The organism is Paracoccus sp. SJTW-4 (genome assembly GCF_047716885.1).
Lineage (GTDB): Bacteria > Pseudomonadota > Alphaproteobacteria > Rhodobacterales > Rhodobacteraceae > Paracoccus > Paracoccus solventivorans.
Window position 1 is genome coordinate 2,811,524 of the sequence record NZ_CP136681.1, and the last position, 24,048, is coordinate 2,835,571.

Here is a 24,048-nt window from a genome sequence, read left to right on the forward strand (position 1 = left end):
CCTCTGTTTCAGGTCTTGAGTCGGGGGGTTGCGTTGGGATGGCCCGCAGGGGCCGGCCCCAGCCGCGGCGCGGGGCTGGCGGCGACGGATTCCCGCCGCTTGAGCCGCCGGATCACCACCGGGCATTTCGTTTCGGACTGGTAGAGCACCTGGCAGTGCAGGCAGTTGATGCACTCGTTGGGGTTGATCTCTCCGGTCGGGTGGATCGACTGCACCGGGCATTCATTGGCGCAGGTCTGGCAGGGGTTGCCGCATTCGCGATAGCGCTTGAGCCAGTCGAACATCCGCAGCCGCGCCGGGATCGCCAGCCCCGCACCCAGCGGGCACAGGTAGCGGCAGTAGAAGCGTTCGACGAACAGCCCCGCCACCAGCAGCGCCACCGCATAGGCGACGAAGGGCCAGGCGCGGACAAAGTTCAGGATGATCGCGGTCTTGAACGGCTCGACCTCGGCCAGGCGCTCGGCCTGCTCGATCGAGGCCAGCGACACCCCGAACAGCCCCAGGAAGATCATGTATTTGATCGGCCACAGCCGCTCGTGCAGCCCCCAGGGCAGGGTCCATTGCGGGATGCGCAGCTTGCGGGCGATCTGGTTGGTCAGTTCCTGCAGCGCGCCGAACGGGCACAGCCAGCCGCAATAGGCGCCGCGGCCCCAGAACAGCAGCGCCGCCGCCACCGCGAACCACAGGATGAAGGTCAGCGGGTCCAACAGGAACGCCTGCCAGCTGAAGCCGGACACCAAGCTGCCGGTCAGCGCCATGATGTTCACCACCGACAGCTGCGCGTTGAACATCCAGCCCAGCACCACCAGCGTGACGGTCAGATAGGCCATGCGGAAGATGTAGAAGCGCCGCTCGTTCCTGACCGCGAAATGCTGGAAGAAGAACACCAGCGTCAGCACGGCCAGCATCGCACCGAGAATGGCGATCTTGACCTCGGAATCCATCCAGATCCGCTTCCACAGCTCGGCTTGGGCCCGGCTTTCCGAGGGCTCGGCGATGGCGGCTGCGGCATCCGCCGCGGCCACGGCCTCGGGCGGGGCGGGCGGGGGTGCGACGGCGCGCAGGTATTGCTGCGGCAGCTGATAGCCCAGGTCGAAGGTGGTGAAGACCTTTTCCACCGGCCCGACATCGCGGTGCACCAGCAGCTGGATGCGGAACGGCTTGCCGGGGTCGAAGCCCGACTCGGCCGGGATCTTGAACAGGTCCATTTCCGGGAAATCCGGCGCGTCCTCGGGGGCCAGCCCGTTGATCCGCCGGTGGTCGCGATCGTGGAAACGCACCGACACGTCGTCCTGGATCAGCACGATCCGGTCGAAGATGCCGCCGCGCACATAGCCCGAGCCCTTGAAGCTGTAGAGCCCGCGCCCGACCACCGCGATCGCCTGTTCGCCGGGTTTCAGCCAGCTTTGCAGGTTGGTGTTCTGCGCCTCGCCCAGCAGCGCCTGCCCGATCGAGGGGACCGAGGCCAGCGCCACCTGCATCTCGATGAAGGTGGTTTCCGGCGGTTCGGTCAGGGCGCGGCGGACGGCGCGGGGGTCGGCGTTGGTGGCGAAGGCCTCGTTGACCTGGCCCACCTCGATCACCATCCGGCGCAGGGTGCCGTCGCCCTCCATCTCGGTCCAGCTCGACGGGGCGGGGGCCTCGGGGTTGATCTCGAAGCTGGGACCGGCCTGCGCCACCGGCGCGGCCAGCCCGCCCAGCCCCAGCGTGCGCGCCACCTTGAGCCCCGAGCGGACGATGGAATCGTCGATCACCATCACCGTCACCGTGGCGCCCGAGATGATCTCGACATCATGGCCGGTGCCGCCGGCCTTGGCCTCGGCGATCAGGTCCAGCCCGCGGTAGCCCTCGACCATGGTCTGCACCTTCGCCTCGGGGATGCCGATCAGCACGATGGGTTCCGAATGGTGCACCAGCTGCACGCCGGCGATCCTGGCCTCGTCGTCGACGGCGACCATCGTGTGGATCGGCTTGCCGGAATAGCCGGTGGTGCCGACGAAATCCGTGGTGATGAAGGCCCACGCCACCCGTTCGCCGCCGCGCAGTACCGGCGCGACCGGCAGGTCGTCGCGGATCGGGCCGAAGCCGTCGGCGCCCTCGACCAGCTCACCCGCGGATTGCTCGGGCAGGAACTGCGCCAGCACCGATTCGGCATGTGCCGGGCCGGTTATCGCCAGCCAGGCACAAAGAAGGACGATCAGGCGAAGAATGTTCATGGCTGGCAATCCGGCTGTTTCCGGCCGGACTTAGCAGACCGGCGGACCCGCGTATTTGAGGAGTGTCAATTCGCCGGGGCGGGCGCGGCCGGCAAAGCGCCGGCGGCTGTGCTAACGACAAGGATTTGTTGCGAGAATCCGGGTCTGTGGGACAAATGGCCGCAATCCTGTATCTTCATAACATCGAAAGTAAGTGATATGTATGCTCAATGCATCGGCGACGGGGAATCCCTGCCGTCCGGGACAGGCGAAAATGAATGCACGGAGGAATGGCGCGATGAACCGAAGGGTGGAACTGATGACCTCGCGCCGCGGGGTGCTGGGCATGGCGCTGGCCGGTGCCGCCGCGGCCGGGCTGGGCGCCGCCCCGGCGCAGGCCGCCAGGGTCCAGACCAGCGCCCGGATCGTGATCATCGGCGCGGGCGCGGCGGGAACCGCATTTGCCAACCGGCTGGTGCAGCGGCTGGACGGGGCGCAGATCACCGTGGTCGATGCGCGGGCCGAACATCTTTACCAGCCCGGGCTGTCGCTGGTGGCGGCGGGGCTGAAGCCGCCGGGCTATGTGGTGTCGCGCACCGCCGACTGGCTGCCGCGCGGCATCTCGCTTGTGACCGAACAGGCCGCGGAAATCGACCCCGAGGCGAAGACCGTCACCACCGCGGGCGGGCAGCGGCTGGACTATGATTTCCTGATCGTCGCGCCGGGGCTGGTGCTGGACCACGACGCGATTGAGGGGTTCTCGCTGGATCTGGTCGGCAGGGACGGGCTTGGCGCGCTTTACGCCGGGCCGGACTACGCGCAGCGGACCTGGCAGGCGGCCTCGCAGTTCACCGAAACCGGCGGGGTCGGCATCTTCACCCGCCCGGCGACCGAGATGAAATGTGCCGGCGCGCCGCTGAAACACACTTTTCTGATCGACGACATCGCCAGCCGCAACGGCGCCGCGGGAAGGTACGAGGCGCATTACGTCTGCCCGCAGCCGGTGCTGTTCTCGGTGCCGATCGTGTCGGAAAAGGTGCGGATGCTGTTCGGCGAACGCGGCATCGCCACCCATTACGGCCACACGCTGAAGGGGATCGAGCCGGGCCGCCGCATCGCCCGGTTCGAGACCTCGGCCACCGACGCCGCGACCGGCGAGGTCACGAAATCCACGGTCGAGATGCCCTACGACTACCTGCACGTCATCCCGCCGCAGCGCGCCCCGCAGGTGATCCGCGAGTCCGGGCTGAGCTGGGCCGACAAATGGACCGATCAGGGCTGGGTCGAATGCGACATGAAGACCCTGCGCCACCTGCGCTACCCCGAGATCTTCGCGCTGGGCGACATCGCCGGTGTGCCCAAGGGCAAGACCGCCGCCAGCGTGAAATGGCAGGTGCCGGTGGTCGAGGACCATCTGGTCGCCGCGATCCAGGGGCGCGAGGGGACGGCGGTCTATGGCGGCTATACCTCGTGCCCGATGATCACCCGCGTCGGCCGCGCGATGCTGGTCGAGTTCGACTATGACAACAACCTGGTCCCCTCGTTCCCCGGCCTGATTGCGCCGCTGGAAGAGCTGTGGATCAGCTGGCTGATGAAGGAGGTGGCGCTGAAGGCCACCTATAACGCCATGCTGCGCGGCAAGGCCTGAGGAGGAACGCGCCATGCAAGAGATGACGCTGGGCACGCTGATCGCGGTGTTCGAGGAAATGTTCGGCCGCGGGCTGTTCTGGGCAATGGTCGCGGCGGCGCTGCTGGTGACTGCGGCCTATCTGTATGTGCTGGTCCGCGACCGCGCGATGTCGATGCACAAGTTCCTGTGGGCGCAGATTTCGATGCCCTTCGGCGCGGTGGCGGCGGTCGCGTTCGTGCTGTGGATCACCCGCTCGGGGCTGCGCGACATCGGCGGGCCGATCGACGTGATCGCGCTGCTGGGGGTGGCGGCGATGGGCGCGGTGGGGATCGCGATCCTGGTCTATACCGCGCAGTCGCTGGCCCGGCCGCTGGTGCGCCGGCCCAAGGCATAATCCGCCGCGCCGTTTGCGCGACCCCGGAGCCGGGGGGCTTTCCGCTCCCCCACGCCCCCGAGGATATTTCTGCAAGGAAGAAAGCCGCTGCCGCTTCCGGGCTTGCCGGGCAGCGGCGATGCATGGCCGTCTGAGCGTGAGAGCGTGAGAGCGTGAGAGCGTGAGAGCGTGAGAGCGTGAGAGCGTGAGAGCGTGAGAGCGGCAGCGGTCAGCTGTCGCGCTCGGCCTCGTCGATCAGCCCGCCGATCCAGCGCGTGGCTAGCCAGGTCGCCGGCAACGTCAGCGGCAGCGCCACCAGGATCGTCGCCACCGGCGACAGGCTGGGCCAGCCGAGCGCCCGCCCGATCAGCGCCAGCATGAACAGGTTGATCGCCACCGCCCCCCAGACGAAGGGCGCGAGGATCAGCGCCAGCCGCAGGCGGCTGCGCGGCTGCGGTCGGGCCGCCTCAGTGGCTGGTCCCGTCCGAGAAGGTGATCTTGTTCCAGACATTGTATTTCCCCGAAGGCTTGCGCATCGGCAGGCGCCTGACCTCCTCGAGCGTGGCGGCATCATAGACGACCACCGCCCCGTCGTCTTCCCAGATCGACACCAGCGCGTATTTGCCGTCGCGGGTGAACTCGGTATGGGCCACGGTCTTGCCCGGCGCCGGGTTCAGCGTCTTGACGATTTCCAGCGTCTGCTTGTCGATGATATGCACCTCGTCCCTGTGCGGGCCGAAGAACACGTCGGCCCAGACATGGGGGCTGGTCTCGTGGCTGCGCAGGAAGAAGCCGGGGCCGTTGGTCTTGATCGCCTTGACCAGCGACCAGTCGGTCATGTCGATCACCGACAGCACGCCTTCGTTCAGGTGCGGGGTGGCCATGACCTTGTGGCCGTTGCGGTCCCAGGTGATGCCCGATCCCAGATGCGGCATTCCCGGCAGCGGCAGCTCGGCGATCTCGCGGCCGACGTCGAGGTTGACGACCACGCCCTTGGTGCCCTCGCGGTTGGTGCCGATCAGGTGGCGATAGTCGGGGTCGAAGAAGAAATCGTCCAGCGGCTCTTCGATGACGATGCGGCGGCGGGCAAACAGGCCCTTCTGGGCGCCGACCGATTCCTCCATCCCCTTCTCGTGGCTGTGGACGAAACCGTCGTGGAACGGCCCGGCCTCGGGGTCGGTCGCGACTTCCCAGATTTCCGGGGCGTCCTTCAGCGCCAGGATGAAGGACCGCCGCTGCGGCGCCTGATAGACGGCCGAGACGCGGGATTCGCTGCCGTCGCGGGCCTTGACCTCCAGCACCTTCACCGGGGTCAGGTCCTCGGTCGACAGGATGGTCAGCGTGTGCGGCAGGTAGTTGGCGACCGCCAGCCATTTGCCGTCATGGCTCATGGCGATGTTACGGCTGTTGAGCCCGGCGCGCACCCGCCCGACCTCTTTCAGCGACCAGATGTCGTATTTCTGCACCCAGCCGTCGCGCGACATGATGAAGACATAGCGCCCGTCGGGCGAGAACTTCGGCCCGCCATGCACCGCATAGGGGGTAGGAAAGCGGTCGAGCACGTCCAGCGTGTCGCCGTCGAGCACGCTGACGTGGTGGTCGCCGGTCTCGACCACCAGGGTGATGTTCATCGGGTCGGCGTCGAAGACGGGCGCCTCGGCGGGGGTATAGTCCGCCTCCATCTCGCGGCTGGCCTCGATATCGGCCACGGTCCACGATGGCGTCTCGGCCAGCGGCGCCTTGATGAACTCGACCAGCGCGGCGATCTGCGGCTCGGACAGCCGGTCGGCGAAACCCTCCATCTGGGTGGCGGGGCGGCCGTGGGCGATCACCTCGTCCAGCCCCTTCACCCTGCCCAGCGTTTCCGGGATCAGCGCCGGGCCCGTTCCGCCCAGCCGGTCCTCGGCGTGGCACGAGGCGCAATGCTCGGCGTAATCCGCCGCCGGGTCAGCCGCAACCGCCAGCGGCGCCAGCGCAAGGGCTGCTGCCCACAGGACTTCTTTCTGGCCCAAATACCCCCGCCGGAGGCGTCTTTCAGAAGAAACGATGCGCGGGGTCATGGCTCTTTCCACGGAACGGGGTGACGGTCAGCCGCTCAAGGTCGCCCTCGACCCCGATCTCGGCATTGGACAGATAGCAGGCCGGGTCTTCGGCCCAGGGGTCGCCGGTCAGCTGCAAGGCGCGGATGCGGGTGTTGCCGCCGCAGACATCCTGAAACGCGCAGGCGCCGCAGCGGCCCTTGAGCGGCCGCGGACGGGTGCGCAGCGTGGCAAGCATCGGGTCGTCGCCGGTCCACCATTGGCTGAACGGCTTTTCCTTGACGCTGCCGACGGTGTAGTCCGACCAGTAGGTGTCGGGGTGGACCTTGCCCTGCGGGTCGATGTTGGCCACCCCCAGCCCCGAGGAATTGCCGCCCCAGGCCACCAGATGCTCGCGCATATGGGCCACCGCGGCGGGCTCGAAATTGCGTTCCGCCCAGCGCATGAACCACACCGCATCGGCGTCGTTGTTGCCGGTCACGATCTCCAGCGGGCGGCCGTTCGACACCGCGTCCCAGCCGCGTTCGATCAGCAGGTCCATGGCGCGGCGGGTGTGGGCGTGTTCCTGGTCCTCGCCCCGGTGCTTGTCGCCGCGCCCGGCATAGACCAGATGCGACAGGTAGAACTTGTCCACCCCTTCGGATTCGCACAGGTCCAGCATCAGCGGCAGCTGGTCGCCGTTGTCCTTGGTGATGGTGAAGCGCAGGCCGACCTTGACGCCGCGGGCCTTGCAGGCGCGCACGCCCGCCAGCGCATTGTCGAATGCGCCCTCGACGCCGCGGAACCAATCGTTGGTGGCCCCGATCCCGTCAAGCGAGATACCGACGTAATCGAAGCCCAGCGCCGCCACCCGGTCGGCCACGCCGGGCTCGCCCAGCTTGGTGCCGTTGGTGGACAGCGACAGATGCCGGAAATCCAGCGCCCGCGCGCGCTCGGCCAGCTCCCAGAAGTCGAAGCGGCTCAGCGGCTCGCCCCCCGACAGGATCAGCGCCGGGATGCGGAACTGCGACAGGTCGTCCAGCACCCCCAGCGCCTGTTCGTGGGTCAGCTCACCCGGGAACACGTGGTCCGAGCTGACCGTGTAGCAGTGGCGGCATTTGAGGTTGCAGGTGCGGGTCAGGTTCCAGATCACCACCGGCTTGACCGAGCCGGGCGTGCCGCGGCGGCGGACCGGGGTCGGCTCGACCAGCTGGTGCATGTATTGGGTCAGGCGGAACATCCTTGCCCCCTTTCATTCGTCGCGCAGGCGCAATCCGGTCTTTTTCAGGATACGCGTGGAATACAGGATATCGTGGCTGCGGCAGGCGGTGCCAAGCAGGGCGGCCACTTCGTCGCGCTTGGCCTCGACCTCGGCGCGGCTGCCGCCGTGCAGCATCGCGAACAGGTTGTAGGGCCAGCCGGGCAGGGCGCGCGGCCGCTGGTAGCAATGGGTGACGAAGGGCAGGGCGCCGACCTGCGCGCCCAACTCGCTGATGCGGTCGTCGGCCACGTCCCAGACGCTCATCCCGTTGGCGGTCATGCCCAGCGCGTAATGGTTGGGGGCGACGGCGATGCGGCGGACGATGCCGCGTTCCTGCATCGAGGCGAGGCGCGCGATCACCTCGGCCTCGGTCAGGGCCAGCGCCTCGGCCACGGCGGCATAGGGGGCGGGGGTCAGAGGCAGCCCGGCCTGGGTCGCCTTGACGATGCGGCGGTCGGTGGGGTCCAGCGCCGCGGTCATGCCTGCACCCGGAAACCGATGAAATATTCCTCGAGCTTGGGAAACAGCATCACTTTCAGCCCCGTCTCAGCCTCGATTTTCTGCGCGGTCCGCTCGATCCCGTCGGGACGGTCGGTGGCCAGCACGAACCACATGTTCAGCGCATGGGTGCGTTCATAGTTATGCGCGACCTCGGGGTGGGCGTTGACCTGGGCCAGCACCTCGTCAAAGCGGTCCTCGGGCACCTCCATCGCGCACAGGCAGAAGGCGCCACCCATCGCGGCTGCGTCGAAGAACGGGCCAAAGCGGGTGATGGCGCCGATCTGGCGCATCCGGGTCAGCCGCGAGATCAGCTCGCTGCCTGCGATCCCCAGCGGCCTGGCCGCGTCGTCATAGGGGCGGGGGGTCAGCGGGAACCCGTCCTGCAACGCGTTCAGGATGGCGCGGTCGGTGTCGTCCAGCGCATCCTGCGGCAGGACCTGGCGAGATGGTCGTGTCATGCGGCCTCGATCAGCGCGCCGCGCTGCTTGAAACATCTGGTGGAAAACAGGATCTTGTGCGGCACCCCGGCCAGTTCCGGCAGGGCGCGGGCACGCTCCAGCACCGCCAGCGCCTCGGTGCGCGAGCGGGCGTGGATCATGCAGAACAGCGGCCAGTCCCAGACGCCGGGCAAGATGCGGCGCTGATAGCACAGGGTGACGCCCGGCACCTGCGCCAGCGCGATGCCGGCGGGCTCGATGGCGTCGTCGGGCAGTTGCCAGACCACCATGGCATTCGCGGCCCAGCCCAGCGCGCGGTGGCGCACGATGACGCCGACGCGGGTCAGGATGCGGGCATCCGCCAGCGCCTTGATGCGGGTGATAATGTCGGATTCGCTGCGGCCCAGCTGTTCGGCCAGCGCTGCAAACGGCTGCGCCACCAGTTCCAGCCCGTCCGACAGCGCCTGCATGATCGGGCGGTCGTCATCGCGCAGCACGCTCATGTCGGCGTCGCGGTCCAGCCCCAGTGCCACCCGCGGCCCGCGCAGCCGGAACCCCAGGTCGATGTTGAACGGCCGCACCAGCGGCAGCGACAGTACGGCCAAGCCCGAGGCCGCCTCGATCCGCGCCAGCGACTGCACCAGTTCGGCGTCTGAGGGCGCGGTGGCGACGAACCACAGGTTCCAGCGATCCTCGCGCAGGTAGGAGTGGTTCACCCCCGGCTCGGCGCCGACGATCTCGGCGACCTCCTCGATCCGGTCCTCGGGGATCGCCAGCGCGGCGAGCGTCGAGGCCCCGGCGGTGTTCGGCCGGCAGGTCGCGCCCACACGGCTGATCCGGCCGCAATCCTGCAAGCGCGCCAGCCGTGAAAGCACGTCGGCTTCCGTCGTGCCCAGCCGCTCGGCCATGACGGCGAAGGGGCGTGAGGCCAGCGGCAGGTCGCGCTGGAACTCGTCCAGCAGCCGCGTGTCCAGACAGTCGGGCGCCAGTTCGGTCATAGCCCGGTCCGATGCGCGCGGGCGGTGAAAAAGATGCCGGACGGCGCCTTGGCCTCGATCTCGCCCAGTTTTTCGTAGGTGCGGCTGTCGTAGATCACCACGCGATCGTCGTCGCGGGCCGACATCCAGACCTCGCGCCCGCGGGGGGTAAACTCCATGTGCAGGACGCCGCGGCCCGGTTCCAGCGTCTGCTTGACCTCATGCGTCATGCTGTCGATCACCTGCACCTTGCCGTTGTCGGGCGGCGCAAAGTTCACCCACAGCTCGCGCCCGTCCGGGCGGGCGGTGACGAACACCGGCTGCCCGGCCACATCGGTGCGGCCGGTTTCCTGACCCGAGGCCGCGTCGGCCCACAGCACCTGATGCAGCCCCACCGCCGGCAGCGCATAGGTCGCGCCGGCCAGCGTCCAGCCCTGCAGATGCGGCATCTTGTAGACCGGCAGGTCGGGTTCGTTCTTGCCGTAATCGGGCAGGATGCGGCGCACCGCGGGCGGGTCGGCCCACAGGTCGATGGTGGTCAGCCCCTTTTCCCCGAACAGCCCCACGATATAGGTCCGCCCGTCCGAGGTCAGCAGCGCGTCATAGGGGTTCGCGCCCACGTCCGGAATGCGGGTGACCTGCGGGTTCGCCGGGTCGGCGGAATGGTCCAGCAGCCATGCCTCGCCATCGTCCCAGGTGGCGACGATGAAGCGGGACCCGGGCACATCGGCCAGCCCCACGGTCTTCGAGCCCATCGGGATTTCCGCCACCGGCGCCAGCGTGTCGGCGTCGAAGACGTTGACGCCCCCCGGCTCATAGTTCGACACCGCGATCAACCGCCCGTCGTCGGAAATCGCGCCGCCGATGGAATTGCCGGCCTGGATGATGCGGTTTTCCAGCGTGCAGGCGAGGATATCGACCTTGGACAGCCCGCCGTCGCGGCCGAACACATAGGCGTAACGCTCGTCCGGGGAAAAGGTCAGCGAGGCGTGGGACAGATCCCCCAACCCCTCGACCCGGCACAGCGCGGCGCGGTCCGACTGGTCCACCACCAGCACCGAGCCGGTGGCGCGTTCGATCACCACGCCCAGATCGCCGGTGCCGCGCAGGGTGCTGCCGTCCTGCGCCAGCGCGGCGGCGGGCGCGATCAGGGCCAGGGCGGTCAGCGTCGTGCGGATCATTCGGTCTTTTCCTTCATCAGATATTCCGCGATCCACAGCGCCTCGGGTTCCGAGATCAGCGGCCGCCAGGGCGGCATCGCCGTGCCCGGCACCCCGTCGAGGATGATCGCGGCCAGCCCCTCGGGGTCGAAGCCGGCAAGATCGCCGGGCGTGATCGGTTTGCCAAGCCCCCCCTTCATCGTCAGCCCGTGGCACGAGCCGCAGTCCTGGATCACCATGTGCTCCAGCTCTGCCTGCCGGGCCGGGCTGACCGGCGTTTCGGGGGCAGGGGTGGCGGCCGCGGCCGAGGCCGCGGTGTCGACAGCCGGCGACGGTGCCGGCGGGGACCTGTAGGACGGCGCGAACGCGGCCACCAGCCCGACCGACATCACCACCACGCAGGCGGCGGCGATCAGGCCGGTGTCAGCCATTGCTGACCACGCGCAGATGCGCGCTGCGTAATTCGCGGGGCAGCGGCAGCGCCGCGGTTTCGTAAAGCCCGGCGACGCGGCCGATCATGAACAGCACCGGCGCCTCCATCGGCGCGCGGGCCAGATCGGCGCCGATCTGGGTCAGGTCCGACAGCAGCCGCGTCTCGCGCGGGGTGGTGGCGTGGGACACCGCCAGCACCGGCAGGTCGACCGGCATCCCGGCCGCGATCAGCCGCGCGGCGATTTCCGCCATGTTGCCCGCGCCCATATAGACCACCAGCGTGGTGTCGGGGTCGGCGAGGCTTTCCCAATGCAGGTCCAGCGTGGCGTCCTTGGCACGGTGGCCGGTGACATAGCGCACGCCGGTCGCCAGCCCGCGATGGGTCAGCGGCACCCCGGTCGAGGCCGAGGCGCCCTGCGCCGCGGTGATGCCGGGGATGTAGCTGTAGGGGATGCCGGCGGCGGCCAGCGCCTCGGCCTCTTCCGAACCGCGGCCGAAGATCAGCGGATCGCCGCCCTTCAGGCGGATCACGCTGTGCCCCTCGCGCGCCAGCTCGACCAGAATCTCGTTGATGCGGTCCTGCGGGACCGAATGGAACCCGGCGGCCTTGCCGACCGGGATGCAGCGCGCGGTCGCGGGGACCAGCGCCATGATTTCGGGACTGACCAGGCGGTCATGGACGACCAGCTCGGCGGATTGCAGCAGCCTCAGCGCGCGGACGGTCAGCAGATCGGGGTCCCCGGGCCCTGCGCCAATCAGATATACCTTGCCTGCCATGTCCGTTTTCCCTTGCCGTGCCTGCTGGGGATGGTTGGGCGCGCAGGCGGTTGCCCGCGCGCCCGATTTCGCATTCCGACGATCAGTAGACGTCGTTCTGCGTGTTGTAGACGTTGAACTTGCCGGTCGGGGTGACAAGGCGCTCGTCCTTGATCACCTGCTTCAGCTCAAGCGTCTTGTCGTCGATGACGACGATCGCCGATTCCTGGTCCTTGCCGTTCCAGACCGAGAACCAGATTTCGGTGCCGTCCTTGTTGTATTCGCCCTGCACGACCCGCGGCTGGCCTTCGGTGATCTCGGCCATTTCCGCGATGTTGAGCGTGGTGAACTCGGGGTCGGAGCCGTCGCCCGTCATCTGGTCGATCTTGAACACCGCGACCGAGCCGGAGATGTCGGTTTCGGGGTTCAGCGTCGCGTCGACATACAGGTGGTTCGAGCCCGGGAAGGTCTTGACGAACAGCGAACCGCCGCCCAGCGCCGGGAAGCTGTCCACGATCTTCCACGCGTTGTCCGGGTGCCCTTCCGGGTCGGTCCCGATCAGCGCCACCGAATCGTCGCCCAGGTGCGAGGTCGCCCACACCGGCCCGAAGGTCGGGTGTTCGAAGTTCGCGCCGCGGCCCGGGTGCGGGGTCTCGCCCCCGGTCTCGGTGATCGCCGCCAGCTTGCCTTCCTTGGTGTCGATCACGACCAGCTTGCCGCGGGCGTTGGCCGCGGTGATGAAGTAGCGCTTGGTCGAATCCAGCCCGCCGTCGTGCAGGAAGCGCTCGGCCTCGATCTCGGTGATCTTGAGGTTCTTCAGGTCGGTATAGTCGACCAGCTGGATCTTGCCGGTTTCCTTGATGTTGACCAGGAACTCGGGGCGGTAGTGCGACGACAGGATGGCGGCCACGCGGGGTTCCGGGTGGTAGGTCTGTTCGTCGTAGATGTTGCCCCGGGTCGAGACGATCTTGAGCGGCTCGAGCGTGGCGCCGTCCATGATCACGTACTGGGGCGGCCAGTATCCGCCAGCGATGGCGTATTTGTCCTCCCAGCCCTCCATCTTCGAGGTCTCGACCGAACGGGCTTCCATGCCGATCTTGATGGTGGCGACGACCGACGGGTCTTCCATCCACAGGTCGATCATGTCGACCTTGGCGTCGCGGCCGATCACCAGCAGATAGCGGCCCGAGGCCGACAGGCGGCTGATGTGGACGGCGTAGCCGGTGTCGATGATCTTCTTGATCTCATAGGTGCCGCCGTCGATCAGGGCGATCTGCCCCGCGTCGCGCAGCGTGACCGAGAACAGGTTCTCGATGTCCCAGTCGTTCATCTTTTCGGTCGGGCGCTCTTCCGGCGGCACGATGACCTGCCAGGAGTTGCGCATTTCCGGCATCCCCCATTCGGGCGGAGCCGCCGGGTCCTGCAGCAGGTAGTTCGCCATCAGCGTCACCTGCTCTTCGGACAGGTCGCCCGAGGTGCCCCAGTTCGGCATCCCGGCCGGAGAGCCATAGGTGATGAAGCTGTGCAGATAGTCGAAGCCGAGATCGCGGGTCAGGTCCGGCGTCAGTGCCTTGCCGGTCGCCCCGTTGCGCAGCACGCCGTGGCAGCCGGCGCAGCGTTCGAAATAGATCTTGTTGGCCTCGTCGAACTCGGCCTGGGTCATCGCGGGGATGCCCTCGGGGGCGCCGGGAACCGGGATCGATTCCTGGGCCAGCGTGGTCAGCGCCGGCTCATACTGGTCCTGCGGCTTCGAGGTGTGATCCTCGACCTTGCTTTCCGCTTTGGCCTGTTCGGCGGTGGTCATGCCTGCGCCCGGCGAGCGGGGCAGCTCCTGGACCTCGGTGTCGGGGCCGGCCTTGGGGCCGCTGACCGCGTTCGGATCCGAATCGGCAGCCGCGGCTTCTGATTCGGCAGGTGCGGTCTCGGCCGTCTGTGCCGCGGCGAAACCCGTGGCGAACAGCAGGGCCAGTGCCGCAGATGCCAGGAGCGATGACCTGGCAGTATGCGCTGGGAACTTCATGAAGTCTCTCCGTTTAGCTGGTGAGGCGAAAAGAATTATAACGATCGCGTGTGCGGTGTCCTTGACTTCAGTTAAGGTGGGGGCTGCCGGCCGGCGGCAGGCTGATTTCGGATGACGCCTCGCTTACCATGGCACGATCGGCGGTGTCTGCAACCATGACGGAGCCTCCATGCAACTGCCTGTCCCCTTGCGCCGCGCCCTTGCCGCCGCCGCCGCCCCGGCGTTGGCGCGGCTGCTGGCGCTGTCGCTGGCGGCGCTGTCCCTGGGGATGCCGGCGGTCGCCGAAACCCCGGCGGAAACCCGGCTGGGGCTGGGGATGGGGGCCGAAACCGTGGCCCCGGCGGTGCCCGACGCGGCGCTGGCGGCGCGGCTGTTCGGGGCGCCGCAGGACGGGCAGGTCATCGTCACCCGGCAGGAAACCCCCGCGCCCTCGTGGCGGGTCGAGGCCGAGGGGCGCACGCTGGGGTTGATCGGCTCGACCTGGGAGCTGGCAAGTTCGACCGGCTATTCCGGGCTGCCGCTCGAGGTGCTGGTCGCCGTCGCCCCCGACGGGACCATCGCCGGTGCGCAGCTGATGCGCCATAACGAGCCGGTACTGACGCTGGGCATCTCGGACGCCGACATCGCCGCCTATGTCGACGGTTTCGCCGGCTACGACACCGCGCAGGCCGCCACCCGCGCCGAGGGGCTGCCCGATGTGATCGCGCGGGCCACCGTCTCGACCGGGGTGATCCGCGACGGCATCCTGCGCAGCGCCCGCATCCTGGCGGCGGCGCAGACCGGTGGCGGGGTGATCGACCGCGTGGCCTATGCCCCCGCCGACTGGGCGGCGCTGGAATCCATGGGGGCGCTGTCGCATGTGCGGGTGAGCATGGCCGACGCCGCCGAGGCGCTGGCGGGTGCGCGCCAGCCGGTCACCCCCTCGGACGCGCCCTGGCTGGAGCTGTGGACCGGGATCATCGACACCCCCGCCGTGGGGCAGAACCTGCTGGGCGCGCAGCGGCTGACGGAACTCGCCGGCGCGCTGGGCCCGGATCAGGCGCTGCTGGCGGTGATGTCGCGCGGGCTGCAATCGCATCGCGGCACGAAATGGCGGCGCTCGGGCCGGTTCGAGCGGATCGAGATCGCGCAAGGCCCGGTGACGCTGGTGCCGATGGCCGAGGATTACACCCAGATTTCGGGGCTTTCGATCGAGGGCGCGCCCGAGCTCAAGGAAACCAGCGTCTTTCGCATCAACGCCGACCCCGAGGCGGGCGGGCTGGACCTGACCCGCCCGTTCCGCGTCACCGTGCTGACCGCCCGCGCCGGGCGCGAGGGCGAGCTGCTGGTCCTGCCGGTCAGCACCGAGGTCGCGCTGCCCGAGCCGTTCCGCGTTGCGCCGCCGCCGCCCGAAGAGCCGCTGTGGCTGCAGGCGTGGCAGGACAAGCAGCCGCAGATCGTGGTCGTCGGGGTGATGCTGGCGGTGCTGGGGCTGATCCTGTTCGCGCAGGAATGGATCGTGCGCCGCAAGCGGCTGTGGCTGTGGCTGCGGCTGGGCTATCTGGCCACCACGCTGGTGGTGCTGGGCTGGGGGCTGGGTGCGCAGCTGTCGGTGGTGCAGGTGATCGCCTTCATCCACGCGGTGCTGTCCGGCTTCCGCTGGGAAACCTTCCTGGTCGCGCCGCTGATCTTCGTGCTGTGGTCGGCGGTGGCGCTGGGGATGCTGTTCTGGGGCCGCGGGGTGTTCTGCGGCTGGCTGTGCCCGTTCGGCGCGCTGCAGGAACTGACCAACCAGGCCGCGCAGCGGCTGGGCGTGCGCCAGATCGCCGTGCCGCAGGCGCTGCATGAACGGCTGTGGGTGATCAAGTATTCGCTGTTCGTCGGGCTGGTGGCGCTGTCTTTCTATTCGATGGAACAGGCGCTGATCCTGGCCGAGGTCGAGCCGTTCAAGACCGCCATCTCCATGCGCTTCATGCGGGCCTGGCCGTTCGTGCTGTATGTGCTGGTGCTGCTGGGCGCCGGGCTGTTCATTGAACGCTTCTTCTGCCGCTATCTGTGCCCACTGGGGGCCGGGCTGGCGCTGCCGGCCAAGCTCAAGATCTTCGACTGGCTCAAGCGCCGCCCGCAATGCGGCCGCGAGTGCCGGCTGTGCGAGACGAAATGCACCGTCGGCGCCATCGACCCGCTGGGCCGCATCAACGCCAATGAATGCGTGCTGTGCCTGCGCTGCCAGGTGATCATGAACGACGAAAACACCTGCCCCGTGCTCAAGCGCCGCGCCCGCGGCGCCGGGGCGGGGCCGGGCGGCGGCATGGGTGGGGGCTTCACCGCGCCGCCGATCCCGCCTGCGCCCGCATCCCCGCCCGCCCCGCCGCCGCTGACGCCGACACAGGTGCCGGCTTCGGCCCATGCTGCCGCGGCCGGAGTGCCGGGGCCGCTGCAACCCCCCTCGTTCCGCTCGCAACAGGAGAGGACATGACTGCCGTGCTCAACGAAAAAACCACCTCCAGCCGCTCGATCATCCTGCAAGAGGGCTGGCGCGTGTTCTTCATGGCGGCGGGAATCTACGCCGTGGTGGCGCTGGGGGTGTGGCTGGTCTGGGCCGGCGGGCTTGCCGATCTGCCCTTCGCCCCCGCCCCGATCGCCTGGCATGCGCATGAAATGGTGTTCGGCTTTGCCTTTGCAGCAATTGCCGGGTTCTTCCTGACTGCGGTGCCGAACTGGACCGGCGCGCGCCCGGCCTCGGGCCGGGTGATCACCCTGCTGGCCGGGCTGTGGCTGGCGGGGCGGGTGGCGGTGTGGTTCGCGATGGTGCTGCCGGGCTGGCTGGTGGCGCTGGTCGACCTGACGTTCCTGCCGGTGCTGGCCGCCACCATGCTGGCGCAGCTGCTGGTCCGGCCCAAGCCGCAGAACCTGATGTTCCTGGGGCTGCTGACGCTGGCCGGGGTCGCCAACCTGCTGGTACATCTGGACTGGATGCGGCTGGCGGGGACCGAAGCGCAGGGGATCCGCGGCGGGCTGCTGACCGTCTGCGCGATGATCGCCATCCTCGGCGGCCGCGTCACCCCCGCCTTCACCCGCAACGCGCTGCTGCGCGTGAACCCGGGCGCGGCGGTGCCGGTGTCGCGGCCCCGCATCGACATGGCGGGCATCGTGCTGGCGCTGCTGACCGCGCTGCTGGCCACCGCCGACGTCCCCGCGGCGCTGACCGGCGCCGTGGCGGTGGTCGCCGGGCTGGCGGCGCTGCTGCGGCTGTCGGGCTGGCGGGCGCTGGACACGCTGCGCGACCCCATCGTCTGGACCATGCACGCCAGCTACCTGTTCCTGGGGCTGGGCCTGCTGGGCTGGGGGCTGTCGCTGCTGGGGCTGGGCTCGGAAATCGCCGGGCTGCACCTGCTGGGTGTCGGCGCCGTCGGCGGCATGACCCTGTCGATCATGAGCCGGGCGAGCCTGGGCCACTCCGGCCGCCCGATCCGCGCCTCGGCGCCGCTGATCTGGGGCTATGTGCTGCTGCCGGTGGCGGCGGGCTTGCGCTGGGCGGCCTCGACTTGGCCCGAGATGTTCCACTTTGTCGGCACCGTGGGCGCGGGGGCGCTGTGGGTGCTGGCGTTCGCGCTGTTCCTGGTGGCGCTGTGGCCGGTCTGGACCACGCCGCGTGCCCGAGGCGGGGCGCGATGACCGCCCCCGGCCTGCCGCGGCGCCGGTTTCTGGCGCTGGCCGCGCTGGCGGCGGTGCTGCCGGGGGCCGCGGCCCGGGCGGCGTCCGACCGCCATGTCTGGCGCGGCGTGGCGCTGGGCGCGGATGTGCAGCTGACCGTCGCGGGCGGCGAATCCCGTGCCGCCCGCGCCTTCTTTGCCGAAGCCGAGCGGGCGTTGCGCAACATCGAGCGGCAGTTCTCGCTCTACACCGGCTCTGAACTGACGCGGCTGAACGCCATCGGGCGGCTGGCGCAGCCCTCGGCCGGGATGGTGGCGCTGCTGGAACTGGCGGGCCGCGTGCATGACGCCACCGGCGGCGCCTTTGACCCCACGGTGCAGCCGCTGTGGGACGCCCGGCGCCGGGGCGGGGACGAGACCGCTGCCCGCGCGCTGGTCGGGTGGGGCGGCGTGCAGATCACCCCGCAGGAGATCCGCCTGTCCCGCCCGGGCATGGCGCTGACCCTGAACGGCATCGCCCAGGGCGCCGCCGCCGACCGTCTGGCCGAAATCGCCCGCAGCCACGGCCTGCGCGAGGTGCTGATCGACGCGGGCGAGATCCGGGCGCTGGGCGCGCGCGACTGGCAGGCGCGGATCGAGGCCCCCGGCGGCCAGCCGGTGCGCGAGCTGGCCCTGCGCGAGCGGGCATTGGCGACCTCTGCGGCTTTGGGCACCCGAATCGGGCCGGCGCAGCGCCCGCATATCCTCGGCCCCGGGGGGGAAGCGCCGCACTGGGCGCTGGTTTCGATCAGCGCCGACAGCGCAGCGCTGGCCGATGCGTTGTCCACCGCCGCGGTGCTGCTGGACCGGCCCGCGATCGACCGGGCGCTGGCGCGCTTCCCGGGCGCCCGGCTCGAGGCGCTGGCGGGCTGAGGCCGCCGGCCGGGTGGGGGCGGAATCGCGGGTGCGGCCGGCGGCCGGGATGCAGATTCGGCACGCAGGACACGGATTTCCGACAGAATAAATGTGGAATCGCGTTTCGGTTGACTTTGGGCAAGGTCCGGGGCCACGTTATCGTTATCGTGACACACAGTCGAAATTGCTCGAAGGGACCGCCGCCATGAGCGACGTCATGACCAAGAGCATGGCCCGCAACGTCTTTTACGGCGGGTCATTGTTCTTTATTGCCATATTCGTGGCAATGACGGTGCACAGCCACATCTATGCCGTGAATGTGTCCACCAACAAGGAAACGCTGACCGACAGCGTGGCCGCCGGGAAACACATCTGGGAACGGCATACCTGCATCAACTGTCACTCGCTGCTGGGTGAAGGGGCGTATTTCGCGCCCGAGCTGGGCAACGTCATGGTGCGCTGGGGCGTGCAGGACGACCCCGAGGCCGCGGCCGACGCGCTCAAGACCTGGATGCAGGCGATGCCCACCGACATCGAGGGACGGCGCCAGATGCCGAACTTCCCGCTGACCGACGAGGAGTTTCGCCAGCTGAGCGATTTCCTGGTCTGGACCAGCACGATCAACACCCAGAACTGGCCGCCGAACGACGCGGGCTGAGCGAGGGACGAAAAACATGAAATATCGTACTCAGAACATAGCCCTCGCGTATTTTTCGGTCGCGATGGCGCTGTTTGCCGTGCAGGTCACGATGGGCCTGATCATGGGCTATATCTATGTGCAGCCCAATTTCCTGTCCGACTCGCTGCCGTTCAGCGTGGTGCGGATGCTGCACAGCAACAGCCTGATCGTCTGGCTGCTGCTGGGGTTCTTCGGCTCGGCCTATTACCTCGTTCCCGAGGAAGCCGAGCGTGACATCCATTCGCCCACGCTGGCCTATCTGCAGCTGGCGATCCTGGTGCTGGGCACCGCCGGGGTGGTCGTGACCTATCTGTTCGACCTGTTCAACGGCAACTGGCTGCTGGGCAAGGAGGGGCGCGAGTTCCTGGAACAGCCCAAATGGGTCAAGGTGGGCATCGTCGTTGCGGCGCTGATCTTCCTCTACAACGTCACGCTGACGGTGCTGAAGGGGCGCAAGACCGCGATCTCGAACGTGCTGCTGCTGGGGCTCTGGGGTCTGGCGCTGCTGTTCCTGTTCGCCTTCTACAACCCCGCGAACCTGGTGCTGGACAAGCAGTACTGGTGGTGGGTCGTCCACCTGTGGGTGGAAGGCGTCTGGGAACTGGTGATGGCCGCCATCCTGGCCTTCCTGATGCTGAAGCTGACCGGCGTCGACCGCGAGGTGGTGGAGAAGTGGCTGTATGTCATCGTCGCCACCGCGCTGTTCTCGGGGATCCTGGGGACCGGGCACCACTACTACTGGATCGGCCTGCCGGCATACTGGCAGTGGGTCGGCTCGATCTTCTCGAGCTTCGAGATCGTGCCCTTCTTCGCGATGATGGCATTCGCCTTCGTGATGGTCTGGAAGGGCCGCCGCGACCACCCGAACAAGGCCGCGCTGCTGTGGTCGCTGGGCTGCACCGTGCTGGCGTTCTTCGGCGCCGGGATCTGGGGCTTCCTGCACACGCTGCACGGGGTGAACTACTACACCCACGGCACGCAGATCACCGCCGCCCACGGCCACCTGGCCTTCTACGGCGCCTATGTCTGCCTGGTGCTGGCGATCATCACCTATGCGATGCCGATCATGCGCAACCGCGACCCCTATAACCAGGTGCTGAACATGGCGTCCTTCTGGCTGATGTCGGGCGGGATGCTGTTCATGACCTTCACGCTCACTTTCGCGGGAACGGTGCAGACCCACCTGCAGCGGGTGAACGGCGAAGCCTATATGGACGTGCAGGACCAGTTGGCCATCTTCTACTGGATGCGCTTCGGGTCGGGTGTGGCCGTGGTGCTTGGGGCGCTGCTGTTCATCTACTCGATCGCGGTGGTGCGGCGCGAGGTCTTTACCCCCGGCCCGGTTCAGGCCCACAAGGACGGCCATATCGAGCCGGCGGAGTAAGACGATGAACGCTCATGCAACGACAACGAAGGAGGGGGCGGCAGCCCCCTTCTATCTTCCGCAGCGCGACGAGATCGAGGTGTTCGAGGCCGCCGCCCGCAACGACCTGCCGGTGCTGCTGAAAGGCCCGACCGGCTGCGGCAAGACCCGCTTCGTCACCCATATGGCGGCGCGGCTGGGACGCAAGCTTTACACCGTGGCCTGCCACGACGACCTGTCGGCCTCGGACCTGATCGGGCGCTATCTGCTCAAGGGCGGAGAGACCGTCTGGGTGGACGGGCCGCTGACCCGGGCGGTGCGCGAAGGCGCGATCTGCTATCTCGACGAGGTGGTCGAGGCGCGCAAGGACGTCACCGTGGTGCTGCACCCGCTGACCGACGACCGCCGCATCCTGCCCATCGACCGTACCGGCGAAGAGCTGGAGGCCGCGCCCGGCTTCATGCTGGTGGCGTCCTACAACCCCGGCTACCAGAATATCCTCAAGACGCTGAAACCCTCGACCCGCCAGCGCTTCCTGGCGATGGAGTTCGATTTCCCGCCGCCGGATCAGGAAAAGACCATCGTGATCGAGGAAAGCGGCATCGACGAACGCCGCGCCGCGATGCTGGTGCGTCTGGCCGGCAAGCTGCGGGCGCTGAAGGGGCAGGACCTGGAAGAGGGCGTGTCCACCCGGCTGGTGGTCTATGCGGCGACGCTGATCGCCGGCGGGATGGAGCTTGACCGCGCCATCGCCGCGGCGATGATCGAGCCGCTGACCGACGACGCCGACATCAAGCGCGGGCTGGCCGATCTGGTCGTGGCGGTTCTGGGCTGAACCCTTGGGACCGGGGGCCAGCCCCCGGACCCCCGGGATATTTGGATGATGAAGAAAGGTGCCATCATGGCCGCGCGGGTGGACTGGCGCGAGATCGAGCCGTGGGAGCCGGAAGAAACCATCGGCAAGCTGTGGCACGGCTGGGCGAGCGGATTCGATTCGATTCCCGAACATGAGGATGCGCGGGTGGCGCTGTCCGAGGTCGCGGGCCGGCTGGCGGTGCTGTTCCGCGGTCTGGGCGGCGATCACTCGATCGAGATGCGCCCGACCGCCGACCGCGTCAGCCGGCACCGGCTGAGCTGGCTGCGCCGCTTGGGCACCGAGGCCGAAGCCGTGCCGCAGGCCGAGTTCGACGGCGGCATCCTGCGGCTGCCGGCCTCGCTGGCGATCCTGCCCGCGGCCGAGGCCAACGGGGCGCTGTATCTGTGGCTGGCGGCCCACGCCGCGCATCTGGTGCTGCCGGCGGATGTGGGCGACGACCCGCTGCGGCGCGATCTGGCCTGGCTGGGCTCGGCCCGCGCCACGGTGGCGCGGGTGGCCGAATCGGCGCCGGGGCTGATGCCGCTTTATGACGAGCTGCGCGCGCTGTTGCTGGCGGCGCGGCCGCTGCCCAAGCTGCCCCCGGACGAGGCCGCGGTCGAGGCGGTGGCCCGGCATCTGCTGGGCGATCCGGCGCCGCTGGACGAACGCGCGGCCGGGATGCTGGCCGCGATCGATGCGGGCGATCTGTCGGGCTTCGCCGCCACGCGGCTTTACCAGCCGATCCGGCCGGTGACGCTGTGGGTGGCCGCGGGCGACGCCAGCGTTTCGTCCGAACGGGTGGCGACGCGCGAGGCCGACGAGGCGGGCGAGGAGCCCTCGACCGAGGCCGGCGAAAAGACCATCCGCGCCCGGCGGCGCAAGGCTGACGAGGCCAACCGCAAGGACAGCCTGATCATCAACAAGTTCGAGGCGATCCTGAGCTGGGCCGAGTTCCTCAACCTCAACCGCCGGGTCGAGGATGACGACGACGACAGCGCCCGCAAGGCTCTGGACGACCAGGACGAACTGGGGCTGGGCCAGATCAGCAAGGCCCCCGCCACGCGGCTGAAGCTGCATCTGGACCTGGCCCCCGAGGACGTGGACCGCGAGGCGATTTCCGGCGTCTTCACCTATCCCGAGTGGGAGGCGCGGTCGGGGCGCTATCTGCCCTCGCACGCGCGGGTGCTGGACAGCGAACCCGAGACCCCCGCCGACGCCCCCGCGCCCTTTGACGAGGCCGCGCGCCGCCGTATCCGCGCCGTGCGCCGGCAGTTCGAGGCGATGCGCCCGGGGCGGGTCGTCACCACCGGCCACCGCGACGGCGAAGAGCTGGACCTGGACGCCACCGTGCAGTCGCGGGTGGGGCTGATCGTGTCGGGCGAGGGCTCGGACCGGATCTGGAAACAGTCGCGCCCGCAGAATCGCGACCTGGCGGTGTCGATCCTGCTGGACGTCTCGCGGTCGACCGAAAGCGCCGTCACCGGCCGCGCGGTCATCGACATCGAGCGCGAGGCCCTGGCGGCGCTGGCCTGGGGGCTGGATGCCTGCGGCGATCAGGTCGGGATCCAGGCGTTCTGCTCGCTGCGCCGCGACCGGGTGTTCGTCCATACCTGCAAGCGTTTCGACGAGCCGATGGGGACCGCGGTCGAGGCCCGGATCGCGGCGCTGCGCCCGGCTTTCTACACGCGGCTGGGGGCGGGCATCCGCCACGCCAGCGCCACGCTGGCCGCGCAGGCGCGGCGGCGCCGGCTGCTGCTGGTCATCACCGATGGCAAGCCCAACGACCTTGACCACTACGAGGGGCGCCACGGCATCGAGGACAGCGCCATGGCCGTGCGCGAGGCGCGCCGGGCCGGGCATTCGGTCTTTGGCATCACCGTGGACCGCGACGGCAAGTCGTGGTTCCCGCGCATCTTCGGGCAGGGCGGCCACGCGCTGATCCCCCATCCCGACCGCCTGCCAGAGGCGCTGCCGCAGATCTACCGGCAGCTGGTCGGCGCATGACCGAGGCCACGGATATCCGCCGCAACCCGGGCGGCCTGCCGGGCGAGCTGATCATGTGGGTGCTGATCGTCAGCGAGCTGGCAGTGTTCGGCGCGGCGCTGCTGATCTTTCTGGTGCTGCGGCTGGGCGACCCGCAGGGGTTCGCGGATTCGCAGGCGCAGCTGCACCGGCTGTCGGCCGGGATCAACACCATGGTGCTGGTCAGCTCCGGCTTTGCCGCGGCGCTGGCCGCGCGGGCGGCGGAAACGGGCACGGCCGGCGCCCGGCGCGCGGTGCGCCGGCTGCTGGCGGTGGCGATCCTGCTGGGGGGCGTGTTCCTGCTGCTCAAGGGGGTGGAATACGCCGACGCCGCCCGCCGCGGGCTGGGGCTCGAGGCGCATGTCTTCTTTACCTTCTACTGGCTGCTGACCCTGTTCCACGCCGCGCATGTGCTGGCGGGGATGGTGATCCTGGCCATTGTCTCGATCCGCGCCAATGCCGATGCGGTCGAGGCCTCGGCGCAATTCTGGCATATGGTGGACCTGGTATGGGTGATCCTGTTCCCCGTGATCTATCTGCTGTGAAACGCCTGTCGTGGTCCGATCCGCTGGTGCGGGCCTGGGTGGCGCTGATGGCGCTGTCGCTGGCGGCGACGGCGGTGGCGATCCTGCGGCCGCAATCGCCGGCCTGGGCGGGCACGGTGGCGGGGGCGGTGATCCTGGGGTTCGCCTGGCTCAAGGCGCGGATCATCCTGAATCGCTATCTGGGGCTGGCCGAGGTTCCGGGCGCGCGCCGCGGCTTTGGCGCCGGGCTGGGCGCATTCGCGCTGGCGGCGCTGGTGCTTTACGCGCTGGGGCAGGCGGGCTGAGGGCGTTCTG

22 protein-coding genes are annotated in these 24,048 nt (G+C 68.9%); 11 read left to right on the top strand and 11 right to left on the bottom strand.

Translation table 11 applies throughout. From position 1 onward, the window contains the following. Positions 1-8: 8 nt before the first annotated feature. On the bottom strand, positions 9-2,216 hold the full coding sequence (locus RSP45_RS13785) for a 4Fe-4S binding protein (RefSeq protein ID WP_415392362.1): 2,208 nt from the start codon (positions 2,214-2,216) through the stop codon (positions 9-11). Positions 2,217-2,493: 277 nt separating this feature from the next. On the opposite strand from RSP45_RS13785, the gene RSP45_RS13790 reads away from it, so the two are divergent. Both RSP45_RS13790 and RSP45_RS13795 read left to right on the top strand, forming a co-directional pair. Continuing rightward, the gene (locus RSP45_RS13790; RefSeq protein ID WP_415392363.1) at positions 2,494-3,843 is read left to right on the top strand and encodes an FAD/NAD(P)-binding oxidoreductase; all 1,350 of its coding nucleotides are present in this window, start codon (positions 2,494-2,496) and stop codon (positions 3,841-3,843) included. Between the two features lie 13 nt (positions 3,844-3,856). Then, a complete protein-coding gene (locus tag RSP45_RS13795) occupies positions 3,857-4,219 on the top strand; it encodes a DUF5368 domain-containing protein (protein ID WP_415392364.1) in 363 nt (120 codons plus the stop codon). Between the two features lie 208 nt (positions 4,220-4,427). On the opposite strand, the gene RSP45_RS13800 is transcribed toward RSP45_RS13795, so the two are convergent. The 10 genes from RSP45_RS13800 to RSP45_RS13845 form a co-directional block, all read right to left on the bottom strand. Continuing rightward, on the bottom strand, positions 4,428-4,595 hold the full coding sequence (locus RSP45_RS13800) for a hypothetical protein (protein ID WP_415392365.1): 168 nt from the start codon (positions 4,593-4,595) through the stop codon (positions 4,428-4,430). A 70-nt stretch (positions 4,596-4,665) separates the two neighbouring features. Beyond that, positions 4,666-6,210 (bottom strand): cytochrome D1 domain-containing protein, encoded by a 1,545-nt coding sequence (locus RSP45_RS13805; protein WP_415392366.1) that lies wholly within the window; start codon positions 6,208-6,210, stop codon positions 4,666-4,668. A gap of 22 nt (positions 6,211-6,232) precedes the next feature. Beyond that, complete coding sequence (gene nirJ / locus RSP45_RS13810; RefSeq protein ID WP_415392367.1) at positions 6,233-7,456, bottom strand: heme d1 biosynthesis radical SAM protein NirJ; 1,224 nt, start codon at positions 7,454-7,456, stop codon at positions 6,233-6,235. 12 nt (positions 7,457-7,468) lie between these two features. Next, entirely contained in the window at positions 7,469-7,957 is a 489-nt protein-coding gene (locus RSP45_RS13815) for an AsnC family transcriptional regulator (RefSeq protein ID WP_073067347.1), read from the bottom strand. Beyond that, positions 7,954-8,436 (bottom strand): Lrp/AsnC family transcriptional regulator, encoded by a 483-nt coding sequence (locus RSP45_RS13820; protein ID WP_415392368.1) that lies wholly within the window; start codon positions 8,434-8,436, stop codon positions 7,954-7,956. Before RSP45_RS13820 ends, RSP45_RS13815 begins: the two co-directional genes overlap by 4 nt. Continuing rightward, positions 8,433-9,413: an AsnC family transcriptional regulator gene (locus tag RSP45_RS13825; protein WP_415392369.1), complete on the bottom strand. Its 981-nt coding sequence runs from the start codon at positions 9,411-9,413 to the stop codon at positions 8,433-8,435. Before RSP45_RS13825 ends, RSP45_RS13820 begins: the two co-directional genes overlap by 4 nt. Beyond that, positions 9,410-10,573 (bottom strand): cytochrome D1 domain-containing protein, encoded by a 1,164-nt coding sequence (locus tag RSP45_RS13830; protein ID WP_415392370.1) that lies wholly within the window; start codon positions 10,571-10,573, stop codon positions 9,410-9,412. Before RSP45_RS13830 ends, RSP45_RS13825 begins: the two co-directional genes overlap by 4 nt. Next, entirely contained in the window at positions 10,570-10,983 is a 414-nt protein-coding gene (locus tag RSP45_RS13835; protein WP_415392371.1) for a c-type cytochrome, read from the bottom strand. Before RSP45_RS13835 ends, RSP45_RS13830 begins: the two co-directional genes overlap by 4 nt. Continuing rightward, positions 10,976-11,761: a uroporphyrinogen-III C-methyltransferase gene (cobA, locus tag RSP45_RS13840; RefSeq protein WP_073067358.1), complete on the bottom strand. Its 786-nt coding sequence runs from the start codon at positions 11,759-11,761 to the stop codon at positions 10,976-10,978. Before cobA ends, RSP45_RS13835 begins: the two co-directional genes overlap by 8 nt. Positions 11,762-11,843: 82 nt before the next feature. Next, complete coding sequence (locus RSP45_RS13845; RefSeq protein WP_415394074.1) at positions 11,844-13,544, bottom strand: cytochrome D1 domain-containing protein; 1,701 nt, start codon at positions 13,542-13,544, stop codon at positions 11,844-11,846. 385 nt (positions 13,545-13,929) lie between these two features. On the opposite strand from RSP45_RS13845, the gene RSP45_RS13850 reads away from it, so the two are divergent. From RSP45_RS13850 to RSP45_RS13890, 9 genes are all read left to right on the top strand, one after another. Then, positions 13,930-16,218, top strand: coding sequence for a 4Fe-4S binding protein (locus RSP45_RS13850; RefSeq protein ID WP_415392372.1), 2,289 nt, complete (start codon positions 13,930-13,932; stop codon positions 16,216-16,218). Next, entirely contained in the window at positions 16,215-17,417 is a 1,203-nt protein-coding gene (locus RSP45_RS13855; protein WP_415392373.1) for an NnrS family protein, read from the top strand. The genes RSP45_RS13850 and RSP45_RS13855 overlap by 4 nt, the downstream gene beginning before the upstream one ends. A gap of 125 nt (positions 17,418-17,542) precedes the next feature. Further along, positions 17,543-18,307, top strand: a complete 765-nt coding sequence (locus RSP45_RS13860; RefSeq protein ID WP_415394075.1) for an FAD:protein FMN transferase — start codon at positions 17,543-17,545, stop codon at positions 18,305-18,307. A gap of 187 nt (positions 18,308-18,494) precedes the next feature. Beyond that, positions 18,495-18,947, top strand: coding sequence for a c-type cytochrome (locus RSP45_RS13865; protein ID WP_415392374.1), 453 nt, complete (start codon positions 18,495-18,497; stop codon positions 18,945-18,947). A gap of 16 nt (positions 18,948-18,963) precedes the next feature. Beyond that, the gene (locus RSP45_RS13870; RefSeq protein WP_073067367.1) at positions 18,964-20,352 is read left to right on the top strand and encodes a cbb3-type cytochrome c oxidase subunit I; all 1,389 of its coding nucleotides are present in this window, start codon (positions 18,964-18,966) and stop codon (positions 20,350-20,352) included. Between the two features lie 4 nt (positions 20,353-20,356). Further along, on the top strand, positions 20,357-21,166 hold the full coding sequence (locus tag RSP45_RS13875) for a CbbQ/NirQ/NorQ/GpvN family protein (protein ID WP_415392375.1): 810 nt from the start codon (positions 20,357-20,359) through the stop codon (positions 21,164-21,166). A gap of 45 nt (positions 21,167-21,211) precedes the next feature. Next, a complete protein-coding gene (locus tag RSP45_RS13880; protein ID WP_415392376.1) occupies positions 21,212-23,191 on the top strand; it encodes a nitric oxide reductase activation protein NorD in 1,980 nt (659 codons plus the stop codon). After that, entirely contained in the window at positions 23,188-23,754 is a 567-nt protein-coding gene (locus RSP45_RS13885; protein ID WP_415392377.1) for a cytochrome c oxidase subunit 3, read from the top strand. Before RSP45_RS13880 ends, RSP45_RS13885 begins: the two co-directional genes overlap by 4 nt. Further along, positions 23,751-24,038, top strand: coding sequence for a nitric oxide reductase F protein (locus tag RSP45_RS13890; RefSeq protein WP_324327395.1), 288 nt, complete (start codon positions 23,751-23,753; stop codon positions 24,036-24,038). The genes RSP45_RS13885 and RSP45_RS13890 overlap by 4 nt, the downstream gene beginning before the upstream one ends. Positions 24,039-24,048 lie beyond the last annotated feature (10 nt).

Coding starts and splice junctions, on each gene's coding strand:
- RSP45_RS13880 (WP_415392376.1), top strand. CDS start 21,212: ATGATGAAGAAAGGTGCCATCATGGCCGCGCGGGTGGACTGGCGCGAG.
- RSP45_RS13855 (WP_415392373.1), top strand. CDS start 16,215: ATGACTGCCGTGCTCAACGAAAAAACCACCTCCAGCCGCTCGATCATC.
- RSP45_RS13875 (WP_415392375.1), top strand. CDS start 20,357: ATGAACGCTCATGCAACGACAACGAAGGAGGGGGCGGCAGCCCCCTTC.
- RSP45_RS13845 (WP_415394074.1), bottom strand. CDS start 13,544: ATGACCACCGCCGAACAGGCCAAAGCGGAAAGCAAGGTCGAGGATCAC.
- RSP45_RS13790 (WP_415392363.1), top strand. CDS start 2,494: ATGAACCGAAGGGTGGAACTGATGACCTCGCGCCGCGGGGTGCTGGGC.
- RSP45_RS13785 (WP_415392362.1), bottom strand. CDS start 2,216: ATGAACATTCTTCGCCTGATCGTCCTTCTTTGTGCCTGGCTGGCGATA.
- RSP45_RS13885 (WP_415392377.1), top strand. CDS start 23,188: ATGACCGAGGCCACGGATATCCGCCGCAACCCGGGCGGCCTGCCGGGC.
- RSP45_RS13795 (WP_415392364.1), top strand. CDS start 3,857: ATGCAAGAGATGACGCTGGGCACGCTGATCGCGGTGTTCGAGGAAATG.
- RSP45_RS13865 (WP_415392374.1), top strand. CDS start 18,495: ATGAGCGACGTCATGACCAAGAGCATGGCCCGCAACGTCTTTTACGGC.
- RSP45_RS13835 (WP_415392371.1), bottom strand. CDS start 10,983: ATGGCTGACACCGGCCTGATCGCCGCCGCCTGCGTGGTGGTGATGTCG.
- RSP45_RS13815 (WP_073067347.1), bottom strand. CDS start 7,957: ATGACCGCGGCGCTGGACCCCACCGACCGCCGCATCGTCAAGGCGACC.
- RSP45_RS13850 (WP_415392372.1), top strand. CDS start 13,930: ATGCAACTGCCTGTCCCCTTGCGCCGCGCCCTTGCCGCCGCCGCCGCC.
- nirJ (WP_415392367.1), bottom strand. CDS start 7,456: ATGTTCCGCCTGACCCAATACATGCACCAGCTGGTCGAGCCGACCCCG.
- RSP45_RS13820 (WP_415392368.1), bottom strand. CDS start 8,436: ATGACACGACCATCTCGCCAGGTCCTGCCGCAGGATGCGCTGGACGAC.
- RSP45_RS13830 (WP_415392370.1), bottom strand. CDS start 10,573: ATGATCCGCACGACGCTGACCGCCCTGGCCCTGATCGCGCCCGCCGCC.
- RSP45_RS13825 (WP_415392369.1), bottom strand. CDS start 9,413: ATGACCGAACTGGCGCCCGACTGTCTGGACACGCGGCTGCTGGACGAG.
- cobA (WP_073067358.1), bottom strand. CDS start 11,761: ATGGCAGGCAAGGTATATCTGATTGGCGCAGGGCCCGGGGACCCCGAT.
- RSP45_RS13870 (WP_073067367.1), top strand. CDS start 18,964: ATGAAATATCGTACTCAGAACATAGCCCTCGCGTATTTTTCGGTCGCG.